The sequence below is a fragment of the Limnohabitans sp. genome, assembly GCF_046052765.1.
In the GTDB taxonomy this organism is placed as follows: Bacteria; Pseudomonadota; Gammaproteobacteria; order Burkholderiales; family Burkholderiaceae_C; genus Limnohabitans.
Genome location: NZ_JAVLFQ010000048.1, coordinates 76,832 through 103,463 on the forward strand (window position 1 = coordinate 76,832; position 26,632 = coordinate 103,463).

The 26,632-nt window shown below is 50.7% G+C and carries 17 protein-coding genes; 11 read left to right on the forward strand and 6 right to left on the reverse strand.

Features of this window, described 5'->3' with window-relative positions; all coding sequences use genetic code 11:
- Nucleotides 1-31 precede the first annotated feature (31 nt).
- Nucleotides 32-1,081 carry an ABC transporter ATP-binding protein gene (locus tag AC9UG7_RS06045; protein WP_509585586.1) on the reverse strand — a complete coding sequence of 350 codons (1,050 nt, stop codon included), beginning with the start codon at nt 1,079-1,081 and terminating at the stop codon, nt 32-34.
- 222 nt (nt 1,082-1,303) lie between these two features.
- On the opposite strand from AC9UG7_RS06045, the gene upp reads away from it, so the two are divergent.
- Nucleotides 1,304-1,942 (forward strand): uracil phosphoribosyltransferase, encoded by a 639-nt coding sequence (gene upp / locus AC9UG7_RS06050; protein WP_509585589.1) that lies wholly within the window; start codon nt 1,304-1,306, stop codon nt 1,940-1,942.
- Nucleotides 1,943-1,974: 32 nt separating this feature from the next.
- On the opposite strand, the gene AC9UG7_RS06055 is transcribed toward upp, so the two are convergent.
- Complete coding sequence (locus tag AC9UG7_RS06055) at nt 1,975-2,610, reverse strand: LON peptidase substrate-binding domain-containing protein (RefSeq protein WP_509585592.1); 636 nt, start codon at nt 2,608-2,610, stop codon at nt 1,975-1,977.
- Entirely contained in the window at nt 2,591-3,130 is a 540-nt protein-coding gene (locus AC9UG7_RS06060; protein WP_509585595.1) for a cupredoxin domain-containing protein, read from the reverse strand. Before AC9UG7_RS06060 ends, AC9UG7_RS06055 begins: the two co-directional genes overlap by 20 nt.
- A gap of 90 nt (nt 3,131-3,220) precedes the next feature.
- On the opposite strand from AC9UG7_RS06060, the gene AC9UG7_RS06065 reads away from it, so the two are divergent.
- From AC9UG7_RS06065 to AC9UG7_RS06090, 6 genes are all read left to right on the forward strand, one after another.
- Nucleotides 3,221-4,225, forward strand: coding sequence for a sialic acid TRAP transporter substrate-binding protein SiaP (locus tag AC9UG7_RS06065; protein WP_509585598.1), 1,005 nt, complete (start codon nt 3,221-3,223; stop codon nt 4,223-4,225).
- Nucleotides 4,226-4,228: 3 nt separating this feature from the next.
- Complete coding sequence (locus AC9UG7_RS06070) at nt 4,229-4,684, forward strand: TRAP transporter small permease (RefSeq protein ID WP_509585600.1); 456 nt, start codon at nt 4,229-4,231, stop codon at nt 4,682-4,684.
- The gene (locus AC9UG7_RS06075; protein ID WP_509585603.1) at nt 4,681-5,979 is read left to right on the forward strand and encodes a TRAP transporter large permease; all 1,299 of its coding nucleotides are present in this window, start codon (nt 4,681-4,683) and stop codon (nt 5,977-5,979) included. Before AC9UG7_RS06070 ends, AC9UG7_RS06075 begins: the two co-directional genes overlap by 4 nt.
- Before the next feature lie 101 nt (nt 5,980-6,080).
- Complete coding sequence (locus AC9UG7_RS06080; RefSeq protein WP_509585606.1) at nt 6,081-7,454, forward strand: TolC family protein; 1,374 nt, start codon at nt 6,081-6,083, stop codon at nt 7,452-7,454.
- Nucleotides 7,455-7,471: 17 nt separating this feature from the next.
- Complete coding sequence (locus tag AC9UG7_RS06085; protein ID WP_509585609.1) at nt 7,472-8,515, forward strand: efflux RND transporter periplasmic adaptor subunit; 1,044 nt, start codon at nt 7,472-7,474, stop codon at nt 8,513-8,515.
- Nucleotides 8,516-8,521: 6 nt separating this feature from the next.
- A complete protein-coding gene (locus tag AC9UG7_RS06090; RefSeq protein WP_509585612.1) occupies nt 8,522-11,641 on the forward strand; it encodes an efflux RND transporter permease subunit in 3,120 nt (1,039 codons plus the stop codon).
- A gap of 4 nt (nt 11,642-11,645) precedes the next feature.
- Here AC9UG7_RS06090 and AC9UG7_RS06095 read toward each other — a convergent pair whose 3' ends face one another.
- Nucleotides 11,646-13,055: a di-heme oxidoreductase family protein gene (locus AC9UG7_RS06095; RefSeq protein ID WP_509585615.1), complete on the reverse strand. Its 1,410-nt coding sequence runs from the start codon at nt 13,053-13,055 to the stop codon at nt 11,646-11,648.
- Between the two features lie 169 nt (nt 13,056-13,224).
- Between AC9UG7_RS06095 and AC9UG7_RS06100 the strand changes: the two genes are divergently transcribed.
- From AC9UG7_RS06100 to AC9UG7_RS06115, 4 genes are all read left to right on the forward strand, one after another.
- Nucleotides 13,225-14,145, forward strand: a complete 921-nt coding sequence (locus AC9UG7_RS06100; protein WP_509585617.1) for a ketopantoate reductase family protein — start codon at nt 13,225-13,227, stop codon at nt 14,143-14,145.
- 67 nt (nt 14,146-14,212) lie between these two features.
- Nucleotides 14,213-15,367, forward strand: a complete 1,155-nt coding sequence (locus tag AC9UG7_RS06105) for a serine hydrolase domain-containing protein (protein WP_509585620.1) — start codon at nt 14,213-14,215, stop codon at nt 15,365-15,367.
- 204 nt (nt 15,368-15,571) lie between these two features.
- A complete protein-coding gene (locus AC9UG7_RS06110) occupies nt 15,572-17,509 on the forward strand; it encodes a ShlB/FhaC/HecB family hemolysin secretion/activation protein (RefSeq protein ID WP_509585623.1) in 1,938 nt (645 codons plus the stop codon).
- Between the two features lie 2 nt (nt 17,510-17,511).
- Complete coding sequence (locus AC9UG7_RS06115) at nt 17,512-23,256, forward strand: two-partner secretion domain-containing protein (protein ID WP_509585625.1); 5,745 nt, start codon at nt 17,512-17,514, stop codon at nt 23,254-23,256.
- A gap of 22 nt (nt 23,257-23,278) precedes the next feature.
- Here the strand turns inward: AC9UG7_RS06115 and AC9UG7_RS06120 are convergent, their stop codons facing one another.
- The gene (locus AC9UG7_RS06120; protein WP_509585628.1) at nt 23,279-24,469 is read right to left on the reverse strand and encodes an HlyD family type I secretion periplasmic adaptor subunit; all 1,191 of its coding nucleotides are present in this window, start codon (nt 24,467-24,469) and stop codon (nt 23,279-23,281) included.
- Nucleotides 24,466-26,622: an ATP-binding cassette domain-containing protein gene (locus AC9UG7_RS06125; protein WP_509585631.1), complete on the reverse strand. Its 2,157-nt coding sequence runs from the start codon at nt 26,620-26,622 to the stop codon at nt 24,466-24,468. Before AC9UG7_RS06125 ends, AC9UG7_RS06120 begins: the two co-directional genes overlap by 4 nt.
- Between the last annotated feature and the right edge of the window lie 10 nt (nt 26,623-26,632).

A 26,632-nucleotide genomic window follows, 5' to 3' on the forward strand; every position in this document is an offset into this window, starting at 1 on the left:
GTCTTCCTTCAAAGTGAATTACCTGAGATCGTCAGGCGGCGATAGGGGAACGTCGAGGAGATAAGCCTGGGCCCAACAGGTGACTGTCGGCCTCTGCCCATTGCAATTGGTAAGTATGGCCAGCGGTCCACGCATGATTGACCTGATGCTCTTGCAGCATGACACTGACCGGTTCATTGGAATCGCTTTGTGGCTTGAAAGACAACAAACTGAAACTGCCTTGGTATTCGATGTCAATCAAAGTCGCACTCAGTGAGGGTTTTTCTGACGTAGAGCCACCCTCAAGGACGGCGATTTTGTCGCTGCGCACAGCCACCAAGCCTGCTGATGTCTTCAGAATGTTATGGCCGCCCATGAAACGGGCCACGAATTCGGATGCTGGTTGACTGAACACTTGTTGCGGGCTGCCAGATTGCTCAATGCGACCGTGGTTCATCACCACCATGGTGTCAGCCAGTGCCATCGCCTCTTCCTGCGAATGCGTGACATGGATGAATGTCAGACCCAACTCTTTTTGCCAATGACGCAATTCGGCACGCATTTGGATACGCAAAAAAGGATCCAGCGCTGACAAGGGCTCATCGAGCAGCAACACACGCGGCTGGGTGATCAGTGCGCGCGCGAGTGCAATGCGCTGCTGCTGACCGCCTGAGAGTTCGGCGGGAAAGCGTTGCGCGTATGGAGACATAGCGACGCGCTCGAGCAAAGCCATGGCACGTTGGTGTCTTTCAGCCTTGGCAAAGCCTCGCATCTTCAAACTAAAAGCCACGTTGTCGAGCGAGTTCAAATGAGGGAATAAGGCGTAACTCTGAAACATCATGGCGGTGCCACGATGGGCGGCGGTGGCATCTGTGATGTTGTGACCACCTAAAATAATGTCACCCGAAGTCACTGTCTCATGCCCGGCCACCATACGCAAGGTGGATGTTTTGCCACAACCCGAAGGACCCAGCAAACAACAGTAGTGGTTGGTGGGTACTGTCAGGTCTATGCTGTCAACAGCGATGCTGGTTGCGCTGTAATGCTTGGATAAAGCAATCAACTCAAGCTTGTTATTGGTGGGATTTTGTGAACTTGACATGCAATTACCTTAGCAAAACGGGTGCCATTGCTGAAATGGCTGATTGCATACAAAGATAATCCGAATTGCATCCAATGTGTGCATTATTTTTTTTAAAATGCCTTTTTTTCGTGCAAACCAAGGGAAAACCACTAATTCAAAGCACATTCTCAGTGCACAAATATTCATGAGCACCAAACAAATTTAGGTAGAAAATAGGTCGAACTATTTCAAACACAAGCCATGACTCACGACAACTTTGTCCACTGGATAGACCACCCCTTGGTTCAGCACAAATTGACCTTGATGCGAAGAAAAGATGCCAGCACCAACAGCTTTCGCACCTTACTGAACGAACTCTCGATGTTGATGGCCTATGAGGTCACGCGCGACATGGAGGTCAGCTATATCGAAATAGAAACACCGATGGAAACCATGATGGCACCCACCATTGATGGAAAGAAATTAGCCATTATCAGCATATTGCGTGCGGGAACAGGCATTTTGGATGGCATGCTCAACATCGTGCCCGGTGCACGCGTTGGTCATATAGGCTTGTACAGAAACCCGGATACGCTGGAGTCGGTGGAATATTTTTTCAAAGTACCGCAAAACATGCATGAACGCGATGCCATTGTGGTGGACCCTATGTTAGCCACAGGCAATTCAGCGGTAGCAGCCATCACTCGCTTGAAACAAACCCAACCGAAATCGATCAAATTTTTATGCTTGTTGGCTTGCCCAGAGGGTATACAAAACATGCGCTCTGCGCATCCGGATGTGCATATATATACCGCAGCTATTGACAGGCAACTCAATGAGCATGGTTACATATTGCCTGGACTGGGAGACGCGGGTGACCGGATTTTTGGCACCAAGTGAACAGCCCCCTATGGCCTAATTACCCACAGGAATCATTCTTCAGCCAAAAAAGCAGCGACTGATGCCAATCGCGCCAAGGGGTCGTTTTGCATCAGCCAATCCATCTTTTGTTCAACCGGTGTAGGCAGCACTTCGGCAAACCGGTTGGCTACCCAACCGCACTCATCCAAAGAGTAAGGTGCAAACAAAGGCAGCCTGTTTTGCAGGCCTTTTTTTTGCGCTGTCGCAATCCAAGCGCCCAAACGATCCGCATGCGCTTGCCAATCAACAGGGATGGGAACCGGTTCGTCTTGCGCCAGATAGGCTACTTTGCCCAGCCACACGCCATAGGGGCCACGTTCTATTTCATGCAATTGAAATCTCAAACCGCCCTGACAAATGATACGCAGCAATGCGGGTTGCACCTGTTCAAACTCACGGATATGCGCCAGACAACCGTGGCTTTGCATGTCAGGTTGATCACCAGGCAATTGAACCTCGCTGCCGTTTTTGAGCCAAGTCACGCCAAAAGGCTTTTGCTCACGATGGCAGCGCTTGATCAAATCCAAATACCTCACTTCAAATATTTGTAACTGAAGCATGCCGTCTGGAAACACACCGTGAGACAAGGGGAACAACGGAATCGAGTCTAAAGTTGCAGAGTTCATCTCAGTGATGCATGTGTTCATGCTGTTCATCTGGCGGCGTAAGAGGTGCAGATGAATTGTCTGTGTGAGGGGAATACCGATCTGCGACAACCGTCACGCTTCCTTGCATTCCAGCCACAAAATGTCCCGGTTGCAAACAGGCAAAAAGCACTCTTGCGCTGTTGGTGAATTTCCAAATAATTTCAGCTGATTGTCCAGGCATGACGGTCACCATAGACGGGGCGGCATGATCCATGCCTTCATGTTTTTGCATGAATGCATTGTGCGATTGGAGCGAAGGCTTGGTACCCAAGACAAACTCGTGTTTTAAAGCTCCCGCATTGCTTATAACGAAGCGAATGGTGTCGCCTTGTTTGACTTTGATTTTGTCGGGTGAAAACCGCATGTTGTCGCGCATTTCAATCTTGACTGTGCGATTGACTTGCGACTTTTGACCAGGTAAGCCAATGCCATGCGCTGACAATTCGTCTGCGTATGCCCAAGGAGAGAAGCCAGCCAAGCAGATGACAGTTGCAAAAGATACATAACCATATGATTTCATGAACGCTACCTATGTGGTTTCAACGATTTTCGCCTGACATTGATTCTCGCCAAATCGGGCATCACAACGCTTCAATGTCAAAATCTCCCTATGAATGGATTATTTTTTCGCCTCGCGCCCCGCGCCCTGCTCTGCGGCTTGCTAGTCTTTGCACTGCCCCACAACGCTTGGGCGCAGAACAAAACCTTATTGCGCATTTCCAGCCCCGCCGTGCCACAGGACTGGCACGCCAAAATGTGGACCGTATTCAAAGAAAATCTGGATAAAAGCGCTCCAGGTGAATGTGATGTACAGATTTACCTCAACAGCAGTTTGTTCAAACAAGCTGCGGAGCCAGCTGCCATGGCACGCGGTAATTTAGAGCTCAGCACCTTGTCGGCCGCCGATTTATCGCGACAAGTACCTTATTTTTCAGTGTTCACCGCCGGTTATGTCATTCGTGATGTAGCGCACCAGCAAAAAGTATTCAACGGCCCCATAGGGGAAGAAGGCTTTAAACAAGTGTCCGAGCGCATGGGCATCAAGGTACTGGCCACTGCCTATTTGGGCACACGTCAGTTGGTGCTGCGCGAGCCACGCATCGTGAAAACACCAGCCGACCTCAAGGGCATCAAGCTGCGCATGCCAGCTGCTAAAGAATGGTTGTTTCTGGGTGAATCACTCGGCGCTACGGCCACTCCGCTGTCGTTCGGCGAGGTGTACATGGGTTTGAAAACCGGCACCATTGATGCACAAGACAACCCGCTGCCCACGGTACGCGCCGCGCGTTTTTACGAGGTCAGTCGACAAGTGGTGATGACCGGGCATTTGGTTGATGCATTGTTTATTGCCATCAGCCAAAAAACTTGGGATGGTATGAAACCCGCGCTCCAATTTAAAGTGCAACAGGCCGCGCAAGCTGCTGCCAGCTATAACAACGGTAACCGCTTGCAAGAAGAAGCCCAAGTACTCGATTTTTTAAAACAACAAGGCTTGGGTATCAGTACACCCGACTTGGCGGCGTTTCGCCTTCATGTCAACAACAGTTATAAAACGTCTGACATTGGAAAAAGCTGGCCACCTGGTTTGCTCGAACGCATACAAGCGGTGCGCTGATATATGCAAACATTCAAGCGTTGGCTGGACCACATAGGCGGTGCATTGTTTCTGGCTTTGTTTGCTGTGTTCATATTGCAAATAGGTGCGCGTTTTTTATTCAATCAACCCTTGCCCTGGACCGATGAAATCGCCGTGGTGCTTTACATCTGGAGCATCTTCTGGGCTTGCGCTTTCATGGTGCCTGCGGCTTCGCATGTGTCAGTGGACATACTCATCGCACGGCTTTCCGATAAGCCGCGTTTGTGGCTGCAAACCCTAGGTCAAGTACTGTTAGGCGGTCTGGCCCTGCAAGCATTGCCTGCGAGTTGGGATTATGTGCTGTTCATGCAGCGCGAAGCCACTGCCGTGTTGGGTTTGCCCTTGTTTTGGGTATTTTTGCCGCTGCTGGTATTGCTGGTCATGCTGGTGTTGCGCGGCATATGGCAAATGGTGCGGGTTGTGAAAGAAGGCTTATGACGCTGGCTTTGTTAACCATGATTGCCGTGGTGGTGGTCGGCATGTTATTGGGCTTGCCTATAGGCTTTGCCATGTGGATGTCTGGTGCGGCATATCTGGCTGTCAAGGGTCAGGACATGGCGCTGGTGATCGAACAAGTGGGCCAAGGTTTGTACAACAGCTATGTGCTACTGGCAGTGCCCCTGTTTGTTTTTGCAGCCAATCTGATGAATGCGGGAACAGTCAGCGAACGCATCTTTGATTTCTGCCGCATTTTGGTGGGCCGTATGCGCGGCGGGTTGGCGCAAGTTGACATATTGGTGAGCGTGGTGTTTTCCGGTATGAGCGGCAGTGCATTGGCAGACGCGGCCGGGCCTGGGCTGGTCACTATCCGGCAAATGCTGAAAAAGCCAGAGTACACACCAGGGTTTGCAGGCGCAGTGGTGGTGGCCAGCGCGACACTGGGGCCCATGATTCCGCCATCCATCCCCATGGTGATTTATGCGCTGGTGTCAGGTTCTTCAGTCGGTGCATTGTTTTTAGGTGGTGTGATGCCCGGCGTGTTGATGACCCTATTGATGATGTTGACCGTACACATCATTGCCACCAAGCGCCATATGCCGCGTGACGAACCTATTGCACGAAGTGAATGGCTAGGCATTGTGTGGCGCGGGGCAGCGCCGTTGTCGCTGCCAGTGGTTTTACTTGGGGGTATTTACTCAGGCGTGTTCACACCGACCGAAGCCGCAGCAGTGGCTGCACTGCATGCCTTGGTGTTATCCGCCTTTGTTTTCAAAGCGCTGAGTTGGCGAGCGTTTTGGGATGTAGTGATCGAGTCGTCGCGTGCCAGTGCCGTCATCACCATCATCTTGGCGGGTTCTTTCATGTTGCAATACGCGTTCACAGCTGAAGGCGTGCCACAGGCTTTGGCATTGTGGGTAGAGCAACAGCAATTGCAACCCGTGGCGTTTTTGTTCATGGTCAACGCACTCTTTCTGGTGCTGGGCTGTTTTCTGGATGTGTCGGTGCTGCTGCTGGTGTTTGTACCCATGCTGTTGCCCGCGGTCGACTTGTTGGGCATAGACAAGGTGCATTTCGGTGTGCTGGTGGTACTGAACATGATGATTGGATTGATACACCCGCCGTTTGGCATGTTGCTGTTTGTCACCAAGGCGTTGACTGGCATTCCCATCATGGCCATGGTGCGCGAAGGCTGGTTGTTTCTGGTGATGCTGTTGGCGCTGCTCGTGGCGATGACCTTGTTTCCACAAATTGTCTTGTGGTTGCCCCATCAAATGGGGTACGTGACTGGATAGTTGCGGGGATTGATCACCGTAAATTCTTTACTGCACACATGCTTATGATGCAAGCTGTCCTAACCACCAGCTTTATTTCACGCATAACCGCACTGCCTGTCATGAATACATACTTTAGCGCTTACTTGAAGGGGCTGCTTATGCTGGCGGTCCTCTCGGGTTGCGCTTGGCGTCATTACACCCCTGCCCCATTGGATCTGCCCAAGGCTGCTGAACTTGATAGCGCCCGCCGTATCGACGACCGCCAAGTACAAGCAGCGTTGACAGCCAACGGACATGACACCGCAGGTTGGCCAGATATTGTCTGGACCAAAGAAAAATTGACGACTGCTTTGCTAAATATCCATCCAGAGCAACGCGCTGCCCGCGCCAAAGTGATTGCCTCACTTGCACGCATACAAGCGGGATTAAAACCTTCCACACCCGAGCTCACCACGACGATGGAACACCACAGTCAAACCAGCGATGGCAAAAATTCACCTTGGGCAATAGGCGCAGGACTGCAATGGGAGTTGGTCGACGGATCGGTGCAAACGGCTCTGGCTGAAGCTGCTAACAGGGAGTCGCAGGAAGTCAAATGGAGCGCTGGCGACACCGCTTGGCGTTTGTACTCTGCAATGGGTGCCGCACTGATAGAGCGGCAAGTAGCGTTGGAGCGTCAACAATTGGCTGTTCAAGGACTGCAGTTGGCCATCGATAGAGAACGAAGTGTCGCCGTGCGAGAACGGTATGGTGTCGCTAGTGCGTTAGAAGTACAACTCACGGCGCAACGTTTGCAAGATGCCAAACGCGAATCGGCTGAGGCAGACGCAGCCCACATTTCTGCTCAAGCTCAATTGGCTACATCGCTCGCGGTTCCCTTTGAATCCTTGAACAACATGCGCATCGCAGAATGCTTGTTACCCGTCATTCCAGATTCGGTCACAGCACGCCAGCTTGCTTTGAAAAATCAATTGGCTTTTGCACGACAACTTATTCAATATGGTATGGCCGAAGCTGAATTGAAATTGCAAGTCGCCAAACAATACCCCAGTCTGCGACTCGGCCCTGGTTTGTTGTGGAGCCAGGGCGACACGGTATGGCAATTTTCATTTGGATTACCCGCTGCATTACTCAACCGCAACATAGCCGCCATCGAAGCAGCTGAGGCAAACCGAACTGCGCAAGGTGCTGCGGTGTTGGCCAAGCAGTCAGAAATCATCAGCGAGGTCGAGCGTTTGCGATTGAACGCAATCGCTCTTGCCGAACCGCTGAGGGTTGCCTTGGTTGCGCTGAAAGCAGCTCAATCTCAAGTACAACTAAGCCTTGCCCAATTTGATGCAGGCAATGTGGATGCATTGGCTCTCATTGATGCGCGAAGTCTGCAGTTGCAGGCCGAGCGTACAGTCTTTGATGCACGGACTTCGCTCTTGCGGGCGCAATGGAGTCTGGAATTGGCAGTGCAGTCTCCTATCACCACGATTGACTCTCATTAAAACTTGGGGAATGTATATTGGATAAACCCTGGAAAAATAAACTGATTCTTTTGTTATCGCTGGTCATTCTGTTACTGGTATGGGCGTTGGCCTGGATGGGCAGAGACGAGTTTCAGCGTGCACACGAGGACGATGACAAGATCACTGCCATCGAGCGCCCTCCCGCGCAAGCCAATGTGGTGGTGATTGAAGAAGAAGCGCAAAAACTGGCTGGCATCACAGCCGAACCGTTGAAGCAAGCCACTTATGCAGCCTCGCAAAAATTCACCGGCATGGTGCTGGATTTGCGAGCCTTGGTAGAAGCCAAGCAACGCTTTTTAAGTCTGTCCGCTCAACTCAGCGGTTCACAATCTCAGTTACAGCAACGCCGCAATGAATTAGCTCGCATACAAGGACTCTATGACGATGGCCGCAATGCATCCAAGCGAGACTTGGAGGCCGCACGCGCCGCCTTGGTGTCAGACGAACAACACGATATTGCTTTGCAGGCTGAGCAACGCTCAGTGATAGACGGCGTTCGTATGCAATGGGGCGAGGCTTTCGCCGACCGATTAGGTGATAAGGACGGACTGGTCGCTCGTGCCATCAACCATCAACTGGAAGTCGTTCAATTCGCCATGCCGTTTGGCTCCCGTCCACAACAAAAGCTTTGGCGTGTGGATGTTTCCAATACCGAACATTCTGAGGGCGCTGCGGCCACGCTGGTGGGTCGCGCCACGCAATCAGTACCAGGCTTGCAAGGTGAAAACTGGCTTTTAACCACAGCGCCTAGCGGCGCGGGTGCAGGTACTCGTGTCAGGGTACTTTCCCAACAAGGCAAACTGCAAAAAGGGGTCTGGGTTCCCACAACGGCCATGATTCGATTCGCAGGAAACACCTGGGTGTATGTGAAAACTGATACCGACAGGTTTGAACGCATGGCGCTGCCGGTTGACCGACCCCAAGGAGAAGGCTTTTTTACCGATGCGTTTGAAGTCAATGATGCTGTGGTCACCAACGGCGCTCAGCTTTTACTTTCTGAAGAATTCCGTTTTCAAATTAAAAACGAGAACAAGGACTAGCCGCACATGCTGGTCAAACTCATTCGTTTTTCTATTCGCCATCCGACCGTGGTGTTGGTGCTTGCACTCATGTTATTGGCCTATGGTATTTATTCGACCCGCATAGCCAAACTGGATGTGTTTCCGGAATTTGCCCCACCGCAAGTGGTGATACAAACCGAAGCACCCGGGTTTTCCGCAGAGTTGGTTGAATCGCTGGTGACACGACACATTGAATCGGCCATGTTCGGTACGGTCGGTGTCGCCCATATGCGCAGCCAGTCTATCCCCGGCCTCTCCATTGTCACTGTGGTGTTCGGTGACGACAGCGACTTGTACCGCAACCGCCAACTGGTCAGTGAAAAGCTGACCACGTTGAGCAACCATTTGCCTCTAGGCGTTGCTGCGCCAAACATCACACCCTTGACCTCGTCTGCCAGTTCGGTGCTGGGCATAGGCTTGACCTCGGACAAACGCGATCTGATGGATTTGCATGACATCGCTGAATACACCGTCAAACCGCACTTGCTAGGTGCCACTGGTGTGGCCGATGTGAACGTATTCGGCGGCAAAGTACGTCAGTGGCAGGTGCAATTTGACACCGATGCACTCCTTCGACACGGGGTGACGGTAGCCGAGGTGATCGAAGCCACACGACGCGCCAGTGGTCTGCGACCGGGAGGTTTTGTTGAAGGCCGCAACCAGCGGGTGATCGTCTCTGCCGACGGTCAGATCGACCATATTGAACAACTGGCGCATGCCACGCTGGTGGTGCGTGGGGGACAAGTGCTGCACTTGCGTGACGTGGCAACCATCATGGAAGCACCTGCTCCTTCTATCAGTGCCGCCAGTGTCAACGGCAAGCCTGGTGTGTTTTTGATGGTGCAAGGTCAGCTCGGCGCCAATACATTTGAAACCACCTTACGCATTGAAGAACGACTGGCACAACTCGAACCCATGCTCAAACGCGAAGGGCTCACCGTTCACAAAGATTTGTTCAGGCCCGCAGGTTTCATAGAAACATCCATAGGCAATATCGAACGCGACATTTTGATCGGTTCGGCTTTGGTGATTGCCGTGCTTTTTTTATTCTTGTTCAATGCCCGCGCCGCTTTGATATCGGCCATTGCCATCCCACTTTCCCTGCTGGCCTCGGTGATTGTGCTGGTGCACCAAGGCGTGTCTTTGAACATCATGGTGCTGGGTGGTTTGGTGATTGCATTGGGTGAAGTGGTGGACGATGCCATCATTGACGTTGAAAATATTTTTCGCCGTCTGCGTGAAAACCGCGAACGCGGAAATCCCCGTTCTGATTGGCGGGTAGTACTCAACGCGTCGCTAGAGGTCAGAAGCTCAGTCATCTATGCCACGTTGATTGTGGTGCTGGTATTCATGCCCATGCTTTTTTTGTCAGGGGTGGCAGGTCGAATGTTCCAACCTTTGGCGCTGACTTATATTTATGCCTTGTTGGCTTCACTGCTGGTGGCCCTGTCTGTCACACCCGCCTTGTGCTACTTGTTGCTCAATCGAGGCATTCCTTTTCGTACCAGTGATCCACCCATTGTGCATTGGCTCAAGCAACGTTATGAAAGATTGCTGCGTGGCATAGAAGGCTCAGCGCAAGCAGTGGTTTTTTCAACCCTGATCACGGTCTTGTTAGGTTTGGCTGCCATACCCTTATTCCGCATAGAGTTTGTACCCGAGTTGCGCGAAGGCCATTACATTGTTCATATGACGGCTTTGCCGGGCACCTCTGAAACCGAGTCTTTGCGTTTAGGAGAAAAAGTCATACAAGCGATTCAAAGCGTAGACCGTGTCAAATCCGTCACCCAGTGGGTGGGCCGCGCACAAAACGGCGCAGACACCTTCGGCATGCATTACAGCGAAATAGAAGTAGAGATAGGTCCATTGCCCGCAAGTGAACAAAAATATGTGCTCGAGACTATTCGAAAAAAACTCACCAGCGTTGAAGGTAAACCAGGCGTAGCACCGTTTCCTGGCGTGACTTTTGGCATCAATACATTTTTAGCTGAACGTATTGAAGAAACCGTGTCTGGTTTCGCTGCTGAATTGGTCATTGAAATTTATGGTCAAGATTTGGATTTACTGGACCGCGATGCCAAGGTGCTGGCGCAAGCCATCTCCACTGTCCCAGGTGCTCGCGACGTCAGTGCCCAGTCGCAGCCTGGCACACCTCAACTAGAGTTCATGCTAGACCCTAAACGCATTGCTCAAAAGGGATTGCACACGACTGACGTGCTGGACTTGGTTCGCACTTTTTATGGCGGCATAGAAGTCGGTCAAGTGATACGTGAGGGACAGGCGATTCCATTGGTGGCGATTGCTGACAATTCCCAGCGTTCTGCCCTGCACCGCATCCATCAATTCCGTTTTCCTTTGGCTGATGGGGGCTGGTTTTCCCTGTCCGATGTAGCCGATATTCGCGAAAGCAATGGCCGCAGCAAAATTTTGCACAAAGATGGAAAACGGGTTCAAACCATCACCTGCAATATCAGTGGCCGTGACTTGCCTTCATTTGTCAATGAGGTCAAAGAAGTGATTACTCAAACAGGATTGAGTCATGGCAACTATGTGGACATCGCGGGTGATGCAGTGGCTTTAAACCATGCGCGTCATGAATTATTGACGCACGCTGCTTTGGCGATGGCGGGTGTGATGCTGCTGTTGTATTTAGCCTTGGGCAATCTGCGTAACCTTTTGATCACTTTGCTTAATCTACCCTTTGCATTGATCGGTGGCGTGATGGCGGTGATGCTGACCAGCGGGTGGTTATCCATAGGCTCTTTGGTCGGTTTCATCACTTTGTTTGGCATCACTTTGCGCAATACCATCATGCTGGTCTCTTGTTACAAGCAGCTGGTCGAAGTAGAAGGATTGTCTTGGGGTTTAGAGACGGCCATCCAAGGCGCATCAGAACGCCTGCCATCGATCTTGATGACCGCTATCGTAACCGCCTTAGGATTGCTGCCATTGGTCATAGGCAGTGGAGAACCAGGGCGTGAAATTGAAGGTCCGATGGCTTGCATCATTGTGGGCGGATTGTTGACATCAACCGTGCTGAATTTGCTCATACTGCCAGCATTGCTATTGAGATTCGGGCGCTTTGGCAAACCCGAATATGTTTGAACAATCAAATAGACGACAGAAAGTAAATCAAGTCATCTCTTTGCTTCAAGGTGAATGCAATGAATTTGTCTTTGGCTGATTTGGCTTCTCCGCCATGCCACACAATGGCTTCCAGCAGGTTTCTCGCACGACCGTCATGCAAAAAAGAGTTGCTTGCATTCACCTGTGTAGACAAACCCACACCCCACAAAGGCGGTGTGCGCCATTCAGAACCACTGGCTTTGAAGTCAGGGCGGTTGTCGGCCAATTCCGGGCCCATGTCGTGCAACAACAAATCCGTATACGGTCTGATCAATTTGTTAGATAACTGAGGAACGGCAGCGTACTTGCCAGTGCGCAACTCCGGCACATGACAATTTGAACAACCTGCTGATTCGAACAATTTTTCTCCATTCTTGAATTCAGCCGATTCCTTGTTGCGTTGTGGCGGCACATCCAAGGCTTGCGACCAGAAGGTGATGGAGTCCCATAATTCGGGGCGCAATTCAGGTTTATCACCTTTGATGGCAGCCAGACAATCCTTTTGAACTGGCGTGCAATTTTGTTCGGGGTAAATGGCCGATGTCACACCTATGTCGTTGTGAAAAGCCGCGGCAATTTGCTGTCTGATGCTGGGTTGATTGGCCTTCCAGCCAAAACGCCCTAAAGATGTTTTTTTATTGATATCGTCGCGCACGTAATTGGGGTGACCATTCAACCCCATGGATTTTTGCTTGTCGGCCAATTTCAATATGTCTTTTTCACTGACCGCTTCTAAGTAACCCATGCCCAAGATCGCTTGCGTGTTCCTCAGGGACGTCATCAGGTTGTCGGGCAGTGGTCCGAAATTGAGGTTCTCAATGCGCACACTGGGTTTGCGCAATTCAATTTCAGTGCCATCGGGAAAAGTAAATTGGCTGTTGACCCAATCGACATAAACCTCAGCCTCGCCTGCTCTGGCATCAGGGTCAGTGCGTGTGACCATGTCAAACATTTGTATGTCCAGGCCGTAATTGGGATCAGGTTTCGGTCCGCCATGAGGATCTTGACCAGGAACCGACAAACGCAACAGTTGCTGAAATACACGCAATCCATTGGCATCCAAGGCCCGCCCGCGCCCAGCGTTCAAATGACAACCCGCGCAATTGGTGGCCATGAACATCGGCCCCAATCCCCATTCACCACCTGCTGGGCCGGTTTGCGATAAATCCCAAACCAAAGGAATAACCGGGTTGTTCACGGCCATCCAAAAATTGGTGAATACCTTTTCGCCTTTCAAAAATTTTTGCATTTCCTTGGCGGAAAGGCCAGCAACTGGCTGTTTATAGACCTCTTGCGGAAGAACTTCAGGTGCCGCAGGCACGTCCTTGGTCACCGCAGACAAGGGGGCGACAGCTATCACTGCGGACAACAGGCTTAACAACAACTTCTTCACAATTAGACTCCCTGTTTCATGGCGGGCACCGGAAAACCATGACATGATAAGTCAGGATGGCAATGTACCGTTTAAGAGCATGTCGCTGGGGTTGATCCTGGTCAACAAAACTGACCGTCCATCAAGTGTTCCGTGTTGGCTGGCTAAGATATGAGCCAAGGAGATAACAATGAAGATAGCCATCATGGGTTCGGGGGCGGTAGGCGCATATGTCGGTGCAAGATTGCAAGCTGCCGGCGCAGATGTCACATTCATCGCACGGGGCGCACATTTAGTCGCCATGCAACAACAAGGTCTTCATATTCAGATGCCTGGCAAAGACTTGGCATTGACAAAGATCAAGGCGACCGATGATCCCTCCTCCATTGGCGGTATGGATTTGGTGGTGTTTGCTGTCAAACTCACAGACACGGCGACTGCCGCGCAAGCCTTGCGTTCGGTCGTGACTGACCACACCCGCGTGTTGACATTGCAAAACGGCATCGACAGTGTGGCCATGATCAAGCATGAATTGCCCACAGCCAAAGTCTTAGGCGGTGTGATTTACGTATCTGCTGTCATAGACAGTCCAGGTGTGATCAAGAGTCCGGGCGGCTTTCACCGTGTCGTAGCAGACAAGTCAAACAACGACCCAGTGATGCAAGAGTTCGGCGATTGGGGTACGCGTTGCACGGGGCTGGATATCTCTTTGATTGATGACATTGAAACCATCATCTGGGAAAAATTCATGGGATTGGCTGCGTTTTCAGGATGTACCAGTTTGTTGCGAGCGCGCGTTGGCGAAATCTTCAGTCACCCAGAATCCACGGCATTCATGCAACAGTTAATAGATGAATCTGTTGCTGTTGCATTGGCGCACGGTCAATCAGTTCGCCCCGGTATTGCACAGGAATACATGCAAACTTTGCAAGCAGCACCGCCGTCTTTTCGCTCTTCCATGTCGGAAGATCTGGAACGTGGCAAACCATTGGAGTTGCCTTGGTTGTCAGGACGTATGCACCAGTTGGGTTTACAACTAGGTGTACCCACGCCGGCGCATTCTGCGGTTTACAGAGGTTTGGTTTTGAAAGCCCAAGCCAAGGCCGCATGACATCACTCAGTCATTGGGCCTATTCCCATTCACATCAAAACTGCATGTCATTTCATGGAGACAGACCATGTCATTTCCGCTCACACAGGCACCTACACAAACCGGCCCCATCGATCCCGACAGACTTGAACCACTTTTTTCGCTGATCAAGTCGCATATCGATGATCAACGGTATCCCGGTTGCCAAATCGCATTGGCTTGGCGCGGCCAATTGCTGGTGAACCATAGCTTTGGTTTGTCTCGCACAGGTTGCGGTCAGCCCTTGGACGAGCAGGCAATAGCAGCTGACAACCGGCATGTCTGGTTGCTGTACTCGAACACCAAAATACTGATGGCCACCGCGTTGTGGGTATTGAATGACCAAGGCTTATTGCGTTTCAGCGACCGCGTGGCTGATCATCTGCCAGGGTTTGCCGCGCATGGCAAACAAGACATCACGCTGCTTCAACTCATCACGCACCAAGCGGGTTTTCCGGACGCAGAGGTTCCTGCGGCTGTGTGGCAAGACCATGTACGCATTCTGCAAGCCGTATGTGATTTTCATTTGCAATGGGAACCAGGGTCGCGTGTGCATTACCACGGACTGAGCGCCCATTGGGTATTGGCGATGGTGGCAGAGGCTATCACTGGCAAGGATTTTCGAGAAGTGGTTCAACAGCTGGTGATTGAGCCATTGGGTTTGGCGGACGATTTGTTCATGGGCCTGCCTGAGGCGCAACTGCACCGTTTGGCTTATCTGTATGAGCCTGATGTGAATGCCCCGTTGGGACAGCGCTTGCGCGACGAAAGCACCAACCGTCATTGGCAGATCGCAGGTGTGCCCGGTGGCGGTGCTTACGGAACCGCACGCGGCATGGCGGCTTTGTATCAAATGATGCTGGGTCATGGCGCTTTAAACGGGGTGCAATTATTGTCTTCAAACACGCTGGCCTATGCGATTCAAAACCATACGGCTGAGCGGGTCGACGAGTTCATGGGCATGCCCATGCACAGAGGACTGGGACCCCATTTGCGGGGAACGACCAAGGAGATTCGCGGACTGGGTAGCAAAGCCCCATCCAATGCTTTCGGACATGGAGGAGTAGGAACCTCTTATTGCTGGGCTGACCCCCACAGTGGTATCTCGTTTGCTTACTTGACCAACTCGCGTGTGCCTGAACCTTGGCATTCGCAAAGACTCAATGAGATCAGTAACCTGGTGTACGCAGCATTGACGCACTGACCTGCATAGCCCATGCGTTTACCGCATCGATGCCATCGATGTAATGACGCGAATGTCTTGGAATTCATAACGATGAGCATATAAATTTAATTTAAACCTACCCGTGCCGATACCTTGAATGTGAAATGGTTTGGGCTAGACGGGAAAATCTAAATGGTTTTAGATTGCAAAAGTATTCAAAAAACAAAAAAGGTACACCACTTCGTGCGGCTAGTTGCATGGATCAGTGCTTACCTTGCGAGCGCCTGCCTCATGCAAGCGTATGCGCAAGTCAGCCCCCTCACGGCTTCTAAACTAGAAAACACTGCCGCAGCTTTTCCCAAAGACGATTGGATTCGTTTTCCTGCACGCCCGATAAAGGCATTGGACAACCGCGAATCACCTGCAGCAACCAACACCAACGAACAAACCCCAAGCAAACCCCAGCCACGGCCAGAACCCAACAATGCCTCTGATTGGGTTCAATTTCCAGCCCTACCTGCACCCAAAGCAAAGGCCAGCAAACCTGTAGAAAAACCCCTTGATCAAACAGAACAGTCTGGCCAACAGGATAAAACTCCCTCAACGCCGACTGCAGCAACACCCCAAAAACCTTCACCACCTGAGAAAGCTCAGACGGTTGAAAAAACAGACGGAAAAAATTTACCTGCTGATTCACCTGTGGGCGACAGCAGCAACCAGTTCAAATTCAAGCGATTCCATTTTGAAGGAAACACGATTTACAGCAGCACCACCTTGAGCAAAATGCTGACTCGAAAATTTTCCTCGATCAAAGACTTGAACGACCTGCAACAAGCCGCCGAAGCGGTAGCCAATCTTTACCAGGACGATGGCGTGCTGGCCAGGGTTGACTTATTGCCGCAAGACCTGACCGAAGGTGTGGTCACCATGACAATCACCGAAGGACGGTTTGCTGGGTCCCGCATGGAAACGCCTGAAAGCACCAAACTCCCACACGATTTTTTGGTGAAACTGGTTGACACTGTCCAGCCCAAAAATACGCCAGTGCGTTTACCCCAGATGGACAAAGCAACCATGTTGCTCAAGGAAATACCCGGAGTGCAAGCCAGTGTTCGGTTAAGCACCGGTACAGACGAAGGAGAAACCCTGGCGTTGATTCAAGTGCAAGATAAAAAAACCTACGATGGACAAGTCTCTGTTGACAACACAGGTTCCACTTACACCGGTGTTTACAGGTTCAGCTCTCAATACAACCATTACGGACTGCTTGGCCGAGGGGATGCGACCAACGCACAATACCTGCACAGTGAAGGCTTGGATTACTTGCGATTGGGCTACAGCGAACCCATGGGTTATGGCGGAGCGCGTTGGGGACTAGGTACAGAGTTCACGAAATACACCGTGATCAACAGCACTTATGACGCCTTGGATTTACACGGGCCTTCTACTGGTGTGAATGCTTATGTCAGCCAACCCTTGGTACGTGTACGCAATTTCAGCAGTGATTTGGTATTGAATGGTGACCATAAAAAGTTCACCAACCATAGCAGCATTGCAACCACCCGATACCAACTCGATTCGCTGTCAGCGAGTTGGCAAGCCACCCACCAAGACTTGTGGATGGGCGGGGGTGAGAACAATACCAATGTGCAGGTTGCGCGTGGCTTCGTCAACAACGAAACGGCAGGCGTCAGCACCGAAGGGTATTACACCAAATGGCGGTTGAATCTCAATCGCAAACAAAAAGTAGATACCCAATACATGTTGCTGACCTCCTACCAACGCCAATGGGCTAACAGAACCTTGGACAGTTCTGAAAAATTCAATATCGGTGGTTCTGGTGCGGTACGCGCCTACCCTTCGGGTGAAGCCAACGGTACACAAGCCAGTTTGATGACCATCGAACTTCAGCGCGACTTAGATTGGAACAACCAAGCCTATAAATTCAGCGCTTTTTATGACCTTGGGAATGTGACCAAAGAAAAAAATTCCAGCAGTTACGCATTGCAAGGCTTGGGGCTGTGGTTGGGCGCTTCCTATCCGAACAAATGGGGTCAGTCACAATGGCGTGTCACTTGGGCCCGCAGAATAGGCAGCAACCCAGGTGCCAGCAACGGCAATGATTCAGATGGCACCTACTATTTGAATCGTTTTTGGCTCAGTGCCAGTCAGGTGTTTTAACCATGCCATCCAGTCAGCCATTCAGCTTCAAACACACAGCGGTGCTGACCGTTGCGTGCCTGAGCCTGACTGCTGTGCAGGCACAAACCCCTGTGAACGCCAATCAATTACCCAGTGGAAGTAAATTGGTAGGCGGCAGCGCGACCATCAATAACAGCGGTAATACCTTAAACATCAACCAAACCAGCAACCGCGCAGCCATTGAGTGGAACCAATTCAATGTGGGCAGTGATGCCCGCGTCAACTTCATCCAACCCTCTGCAGCATCGGTCACGCTCAACCGAGTGGTCGGTGGTGACCCTAGCCAAATCATGGGGCGCATCAATGCGACAGGGCACGTTTTTTTAGTCAATCCTGGCGGGGTTATTTTTGGACCCCAATCACAAATTGATGTCGGTGGTCTGTTAGTGACCACCATGGGCATCAGCAACGATGACTTTATGTCGGGTAAAAGCAGTTTTTCTGGCAACAGCAGCCATGCCAGCGTGGTGAACCAAGGCAAACTGCAAGCGGCTATTGGCGGTTTTGTCGCTTTGCTTGCGCCTGAAGTGCGTAACGAAGGCATCATCATTGCACAGCAAGGCAATATTTCATTGGCAGCCGGCAATAAAGCGACCTTGGTTTTCAGCGGCAGCAGTTTGACATCCATCGAAGTAGACCAAGGCATTGTCAACGCCTTGGTTGACAACAAACACATGTTGATGGCAGACGGTGGCTTGGTGTTGATGACTGCACGCAGCGCCAATGCTTTGATGGGCAGTCTGGTGAAAAACAGCGGAACTGTGCAAGCCCAAACCATTGCGAATAAAAACGGTCGCATCATGTTGATGGGCGACATGACATCAGGCACAACTCTGGTCGACGGCAAACTGGATGCCAGCGCACCGAACGGCGGAAATGGTGGTGCCATTGAAACTTCCGCAGCCAAGGTCACGATTGCAGACAGCGCGGAAATCACGGCTTACGCAAAGTACGGTAAGTCAGGCAGTTATTTGATCGATCCCGTGGATTTTGTGGTGGCGTTCAAAGACGGGGACATCAGCAATATACGTTTGCAATATATTCTTGGAACATCCAATGTAACCATACAAAACTATTCTGACAACTCCAAAATAACAACGCGTAAATTACCTGTTTCTGATTCCTTAGATGCAACAAGCACAGTAAGCGGAGCCAGTACCGGATTGGGGGACATATACATCAAAAGTGGGATCAGTTGGTCGGCAAATACGACATTGACGCTCAACGCAATTAACAATGTTTATATCAATGCCAACATCAATGCCACGGGTAACACCGCTGGTTTGGCCGTGATCTATGGATCTTTAGGCTCCATGAAATTGCAGAACGGCAAATCCATCACGCTGTCTGGATCCAATCCATCACTCAGTATCGGTGGAAATATGTATAAAGTGATTAACAGTGTGGGCAGTTGGGACAGTACCAGCACCAGCGACTTACAAGGTATGAAAAACGACCTCGCTGGTTACTACGCCTTGGGCAGCAACATAGATGCTTCAGCAACCGCTGGTTGGAACAGCAACAAAGGGTTCGTACCGATTGGCGCCAGTACTTCTTTTACAGGGGTATTCAATGGTTTGGGTCATACCATTGACAGCTTGACCATCAATGGGGTCAACAACACCAGCTTGGGATTATTCACAAAGCTGAGTTCTACGGCCAAGGTTTCCAACCTGGGTTTGACAAATTTATCCATTGACGCAATAACCGACAGCAACTACTCAAAATACATCGGTGGTATTGCCGGAGAAAACGAGGGTACTGTAGACCAAAGTTATGTCACTGGCAGTATCACCACCACAGGTGCCAGTGCCATTGGCATAGGCATAGGCGGCCTGGTTGGGTTTAATTACGAAACCGGCAAAGTGAGCAACTCCTATTCAACAGCCAGAATCTCTGGCAGCGCTGCCACCCAAGCCGTTGGCGGATTGATTGGCTCGAATTCGGGTACTGTGTCATCTTCCTATGCCACAGGCGATATCACTGCAGGCGCAAACTCTGGGGGTAACGTTGAAACGTACAAAGGCGTCGGTGGGTTGCTAGGGTATTCGTCTGGCACAGTCAGCGACTCCTACGCCACAGGATCATTGACGACCACTGGCGATGCATCCGGATTTGGCGGTCTCATAGGATTTGCCGAGAACGCCACCGTCAGTAATTCCTACGCGACTGGCAACATCACAGTGGTTTCAGGCAATGGCACACGCATAGGTGGTTTGATGGGCTACGGCAAAACAAGCACTGTGACTGGTTCATATGCCACAGGTTCGGTCACACTGTCTGACAGCAGTAAGACAGGAACCAGCATTGGCGGCTTTAGCGGAGACCTGTTTGGGGGATCGGTGTCCAAAAGCTATGCGAACGGTTCTATCAGCATAGCGGGTAGAGCCAGCAATGTGGCTGGCTTCACTGGCGTGAACGGCAGCGGCAGTGCACTCAGCAATACCTACTCTATGGGCGCAGTCAGCAGCACCGCCGGTTCGGTGAGCGGATTCCTCGGGTCTGACGATGGTGGCACGGTCAGCAACAGTTTTTGGAACACCACCACATCTGGTATTTCCAGTGCTTCAGGTATCAGTGGGTTAAGCGGTTTGTCCACTGCACAAATGCAATCCACCAGCGCACTTTTGGCTGCAGGATGGGACCTGAGCGTGTGGCGAACCAGCAGCAGCGGCTATCCTGAGCTTGGTGCCAGCAAACTCTACGGCCGACCCATCAGCGGTTCAAGTGTCGTGGGCAACACTCCTGTTATTTCATATGCTGTTTATGACGACAGCGGTAACCAAGTCACTGGTTTGACACCCTCCGGTACGGCAGCCAATGCCATCACCAAAGGCGGAACAACAGTGGCAGGCACCTCGCTCAGCAACAGTTCAAGTGCCGGTATTTACAAACTCACCTATGCCAGTGGTCTCAGTGCATCTGGCTTGACCTTACTCTCGGACTCCACAGCAGTTACTTGGGCCATCACACCGACCATCACCACGCCAACCTCATCTTCTGGATCATCGTCGACATCAACCACTTCCTCCACCAGCAGCACAACCACTGCTTCTGCTTCTTCAAACGCTACAAGCGGCAAGGATGGAGTGACCGCATCTGGTAACGTTCAACTCAGTAACGAAAACAAAATCAGCTACAAAGCGCCTATCACGGATGACTGGCTGAACAGGAAAAATACAGTCTTCAATGCCTTGTCAGACAAGGACATCAAAGGCATTCAATATTTGAATGCAGAACAAATAGCCAATCTTTCGCCGCAGCAACTCTCTTTTGTGAGCCCATCGCAAATCAAAGGACTGAGCACAACACAATTGAGCAATCTAAGTACTCAGCAGCTCAAGGCGCTGAACAACGACCAATTGGCAAACTTAACGCCCGCACAGTTGACCGTGTTCAGCGATGCACAGTTGAGCGCCTTGACACCTGAACAATTGGCTTCACTCACCGAAAATCAATTAAGCTCGCTGTCGACCTTGCAATTGAATGTCATTCCACCCAAAGCATTTGCAAAATTTCAAGAATCTCAATTGCAGTCACTCACACCTGCTCAACTCAATGCGCTGTCCACAGACATTTTTTTGGCATTGAATAAAACCCAGTTGGGCTGCTTGACTTGCAACCAACTCAAGTCACTCAAGCCCCAGCAAATGGCGAGCTTGCCCTTGGGTGTTTTTAAAGATCTGGTGAAGAAAAAACCAGACTGCATGTCTGCCGCACAACTTGCATCACTCTCTCCCGAGCAGTTGCAGATTTTGATCAAAAACCAAGCCCCCGAACTCAACCGTGAGCAATGGCAGGCCTTGAACAGCCAGCAATTGCAATCGCTGGCGCCAAACCAGTTACAAAGAATCAATGCTCAACAAGTTCAGCACCTTTTGCCTGAACAAATGCCCACCCTGAATGATGCTTTTGTGCGGTTGATGTTGAAGTCCATGACGCCAGAACAAATACAGGCGCTGACACCTGCGCAATTGGCAGCGGTCAAATTCACTGATTTAGCGGCACTCAAGCCCATGCAAATACAGGCGCTCTTGCCTGAACAAATCAGCCAAATCTCTCCCGATGTGATTGCCCAAATAGGCAAAAACCAATGGCGTGAATGGTTACCGCTGCAAATTCAAAATTTACAATCGGCACAGCTCAAGCGTTTAACACCTGAGCAACTGACGACACTGTCGCCCAGCCAATTGAATGCCTTGAGCAAAGAGCAAATGGCGGCTTTGCAACCCGAGCAATTTGCTGCGTTCTCACTCAAACAACAACAGGCATTGCTGCCAGAGCAATTAACTCAACTCAATCCCCAGCAATTACAGGCTTTCACCAATCCACTGCTACTGCCCAAACCTAAAACCGCCACCGATACTGTATTGGACAAAGACTTTCAGCAATTAGCAGCCGATCAATTCACGCCACAAAAAATTCCTGTGTTGTTGCCCCAGCAAATCCGATTGCTGACACCGCAACAACTGGCCGGTTTGAACAAAACGCAATTGACGAGTTTGAGTCCTGCGCAATGGCAGTTACTCTCACCTGCACAAATCAGCGCCATTTCTCCTGACGCCTGGAAAAATATTGAACCTGCAGTGTTGAAAAATCTCAGTCCCACGCAATTGACAGCGCTCACCAACCTTCAATGGCAAAACCTGACACCTGCTCAATTGAATGTCATTCCACCCACACTATTGAGCAAACTCACAGCGGAGCAATTACGCCTATTGAATCCTCAGCAAATCAACGCCTTGGACAGAGAACAGGTGGCTGCACTCACTGCCGCCCAATTACAAACATTGAGCCCGCAACAATGGGCCGCATGGAATGCAACACAAGTGCAAAAGCTGAGTCCTGCCCAAATTGCCTCACTTTCGCCTGAACAGTTAAATCAACTCAACGATGTTCAAATGAAAGCATTGACCGTTGACCAGATTAAGAATGTGCAAACGGCCAATTTGCAGAGTTTGAATCCTAAGCAACTCAACGCTTTGAGTTCTGAGCAATGGCAAGCCTTGTCACCTTCACAATTGGCTGCGATCACACCTGGGCAAATAGCTGCGCTCAAACCGGCACAACTGCAAGCGCTGACCGACACTCAAGTGGCTGTATGGAGTCCAGCCCAATGGAATGCATTGACAGCAGAACAATTCAGGGCATTGTCACCCAACCAAATCAATGCGATAACACCGACCGCCTTCGTTAATATTCAAGCCAGTCATTTGCAAAATATGGGCTTGAACCAATTTGTGGCGCTGCCGCCTCAATCCATTGCCGTCATGGGCATACCGCAAGTTCAGTCATTGACCATCATTCAGGTGGCCAATATGACCCCGCCCCAAATCGGCGCCCTGTCTACCAATCAATTGCAAGCCTTGACGCCATTGCAACTCAACGCCATTCCACCGCGATTGTTATGGTCGTTCAGTAACAAACAGTTGCAATCATTTACCCCTGAACAAGTTGCGCAATTCACACCCGCACAATTGAACAATGTGGTGACGCTATTGAATCCCCAGCAATTGAGCGGGCTCAACCGCAACCAATTGGCATTGATGGACAATGCCCCCGCACGCATGCAAGCGCCACCACAAAGAACAAGCAACGAAAGAGCGCCTGCTCTTCAACCCCCCAATCCGGTTGACAACGCTTTCAACAACAGGGCGCCTAATTCGACTTTCAATTCCCCCACACCCAAACAAGCCCGCGACACCAACACAGCCACAGGGAACTGATCAGAGTCAGTTCTCAGACGCTTTATCTTTCGCCTAAAGACTGGGTCAAGGTTTTGGTGATCGGTTTGGTCAAATAGCTCAATACAGTTCTGTCAAGCGCCTTGATCTCCACGGTGGCAGTCAAGCCAGGGCGCAAACGTATGGCATCAGCTTTGCTACCACTGAATTCCTTGCCCGTCACAGTCACACGCACGCGGTAAAAACTGGCTGTTCCCTGTCTTGTTTCTTCAACCAACACATCAGGGCTGATGTATGTCACTTCTCCTCTCATCGAACCATAAATGGACGAGTCGTAAGCATCCAATTTGATGCTGGTAGGCTGACCCAGCGCGACAAATGCAATGTCTGAAGGCGGTATTTTGGCTTCGACAATCAAGTGGTCCCCAGCGGGCAATAACTCCATCACCGTTTCGCCTGCACGTACGACACCACCTAAGGTATTGATTCTGATGTTGTTGACGATGGCATCGACTGGCGCGGTCAATTCGGTATGTTCTAGCACCTGCGATCGGTCTTTGAGTTGCTCAGTCTGGCTACTTAATTCTTCCTGTGCTTTGGTCATTTCTGCCTGCGCATCCTGAAAATACTTATTGCGCTTACTTGATATTTGCGCTTTGATATCGGCTACGCTTCGTTGCAACCGCAAAATTTCTGCCCTGCTGACGTCACCCGAGGCTTCAAGTTGGGTATTTATGCGCAATTCATCATCTGCAAACTTCAAGATATTTTCCAAAGCAGCTATGTCGTCCTTGAATGCGGTTTGTCGCTTGTTATACAGATCAGTCTGGTTTCGTATGTAATCTTTATAGACCAACAACAAGGGCTCAAATTTCAAAGGTGTGTTGTACACCTCGGCTTGTAAACGCGCCAGCGTGATGCGCAATGCAGCCAATTTGGCGCTGCTGTCTGATACAGCCGCGGCGGCTCGTTCCTTTTGCAAAGTGGCCAACAGTTGCCCAGCTTTGACAGTGTCCCCCTCTTTGACATGCAACTGTGTCAGCACGCCCCCGTCCGAGGATTGCACCAACTGGGTTCGTCCTTGTGCAATCAGTTGAGCGGGTGCACGGGTTACTTGATCAATTCGGCCATAGTAGGCCCAGATCACCAGCGCAATCAAGCCGAACATGAATACCCACAAACTGTATCTGGCAAAACGGGGTGCAGCCGATGGGTTGATTGCATCGCGGTGAATGTGCGTTGAGATTTCGTTCATACGGCAGGTACAAAAGTAGGTTGAGGAGTGATTTCAGCAGTAGTTTGCGAGTGCCGCAATTGCAGTTCATTCAGGACTGCGTCTCGTGGCCCATCCATGACGATGCTGTTACCAGAAACCACAATGATGCGATTGACCAAAGGCAATACGCTGGATTTGTGGGTGACGATCAATAGGGTCTTGCCTTGTTGCGCTTGTTGCGACAACACATGCAAGCAACGACGTTCTTGCTCGTCGTCCATGCTGGCGGTCGGTTCGTCTAGCAACCAGACACTGGGGTTGCACAGTACCAAGCGGGTGAACGCCACCAATTGTTTTTGTCCGCCGCTTAATCCTTTACCACCCTCGGAAATTTGCCTGTCCAAGCCTCTGGGATGGCTGGCCACGAAACGATCCATACCGGTTTGCCGCATCGCCTGCAACAAGAGTTCATCACCCGGATCAGGCAATCCAATCAACAGGTTTTCACGCAAACTGCCTTGAAACAATCGGTGGTCTTGCTGTAAATAGCCTATGTGCTGACTGATGACTTGCCTGTTGATATGCGCTAAATCGAGGTGGTCTAACAACACCCTGCCAGACATGGGTACATACATGCCGCTGAACAGGCGCAACAAAGTGGATTTACCCGCACCAATCGGCCCCAAAATGGCAATGCGTTCATGGGGTTGAATATCAAGCTTGGGCACATTCAACGCCGGTGGATTTTCTCCATAAGCGAATTTCACTTCTTCCATGGTGAAGTGACCCTCTATATGAGCAGGTGCCAGCGGACTTTGGGTTCCATGGTTGTCAGTCTTTAGCTGAAAAATTCGCTCTAAGCCTTGTAACGCAGCTTGCGCATGCGCATGTTGCACCAGCAATCCGGGTATGGCCATGACTGGCGCGAGTATGCGACCACTGAGGATGGAACTGGCAATCAATGAGCCCATGGTCATTTGCCCTTGCATCACCAACAATGCACCCACAGCCACCAGCAAAGCGTAGCTCACTTGCTGAATCGTCGCCGACAAATACCCGACGTTTTCTGTGGCACTGCGCATTTTCAAATCATTTTGAATCGTCATTCCGGTGACGTTGATCCAACGTGACAAAAACTTCCATCCTCCCGAACCTGCTTTGATAGTTTCTATACCTTCGACCGCCTCCACCAGCAAACCGGTTTTCATGTTTGACATGGCGGCACCTTCTTTGGCACGCAACATGATTTGTTTGCGAATAGAAAATCCCATCAACAAGGCAATCACTGAGAACACCAATGGAACCGCAGATACCCACGGACTGGCAATCACCATGATGACAAGTAAAAACACCAAGGCCAGCGGCAAGTCAATCAATGTAAATAATGTGGTTGCCGTGAAAAAACCACGCACCTGTTCATAACCTCTTAATTGCCCAGACAAGCTGCCTACCGAAGCAGGCATTTGGTCTACCCGCAATTGCAATAAGCGTTGAAATATCTCTCGGGAAAAACGCTGATCCAAGCTGACGATAAGGTGATCCATCACGTGCGAACGGGCGTATTTCATGCCCAACTCAATCAAGATAGTAATCAGCACGCCAACGCCCAAAATAATCAATGTGTAGTCGCTGCGAACAGGAATGACCCGGTCATAGACTTGCATAGAAAACAAAGAGGTGGCCAGCGACAAAATACCAATGAAGCCAGACGCCAGACAAGCCTCTAAGAGCGTCATTTGGTTCTGTTTGAGACCTTGAGAGACCAGCGAACTGAAACTGTTATCAGGAACTTGTGCACCTAAAAAAGACAGACCAAATCCAAGTTGAATCGGCTCTGCGATTCGCAACAAAGCGGTATTGCCTGAGAGTTTTTCCAACCCAAGGGTATGCTGGCCTTGCGGAGTGACCAGCACCCACAAGTTTTGTGGATTGCGATCGATAAGCAAGCCCCAGCCCCATTCCTCGCTGTAGCAAATCAATGGCAAATGCACACGGTCAGGGTATTTAAGAATTTTGGGTTTTGGCAAGGTCAGCTGTTGGCAAATCTCAGACAAGGCTTGCAGGGGCTTGTCTGTGAAATCCAATAACAAACTGGCTGAGCGCAGGTTCAGCATGTCAATGCTTCCGCCTTGCATTTGTGCTAAGCGTTGCATGGCCCAGATAAATTGTGCGTTTTGCGGATTGGAATTCATGGTGAGGGAC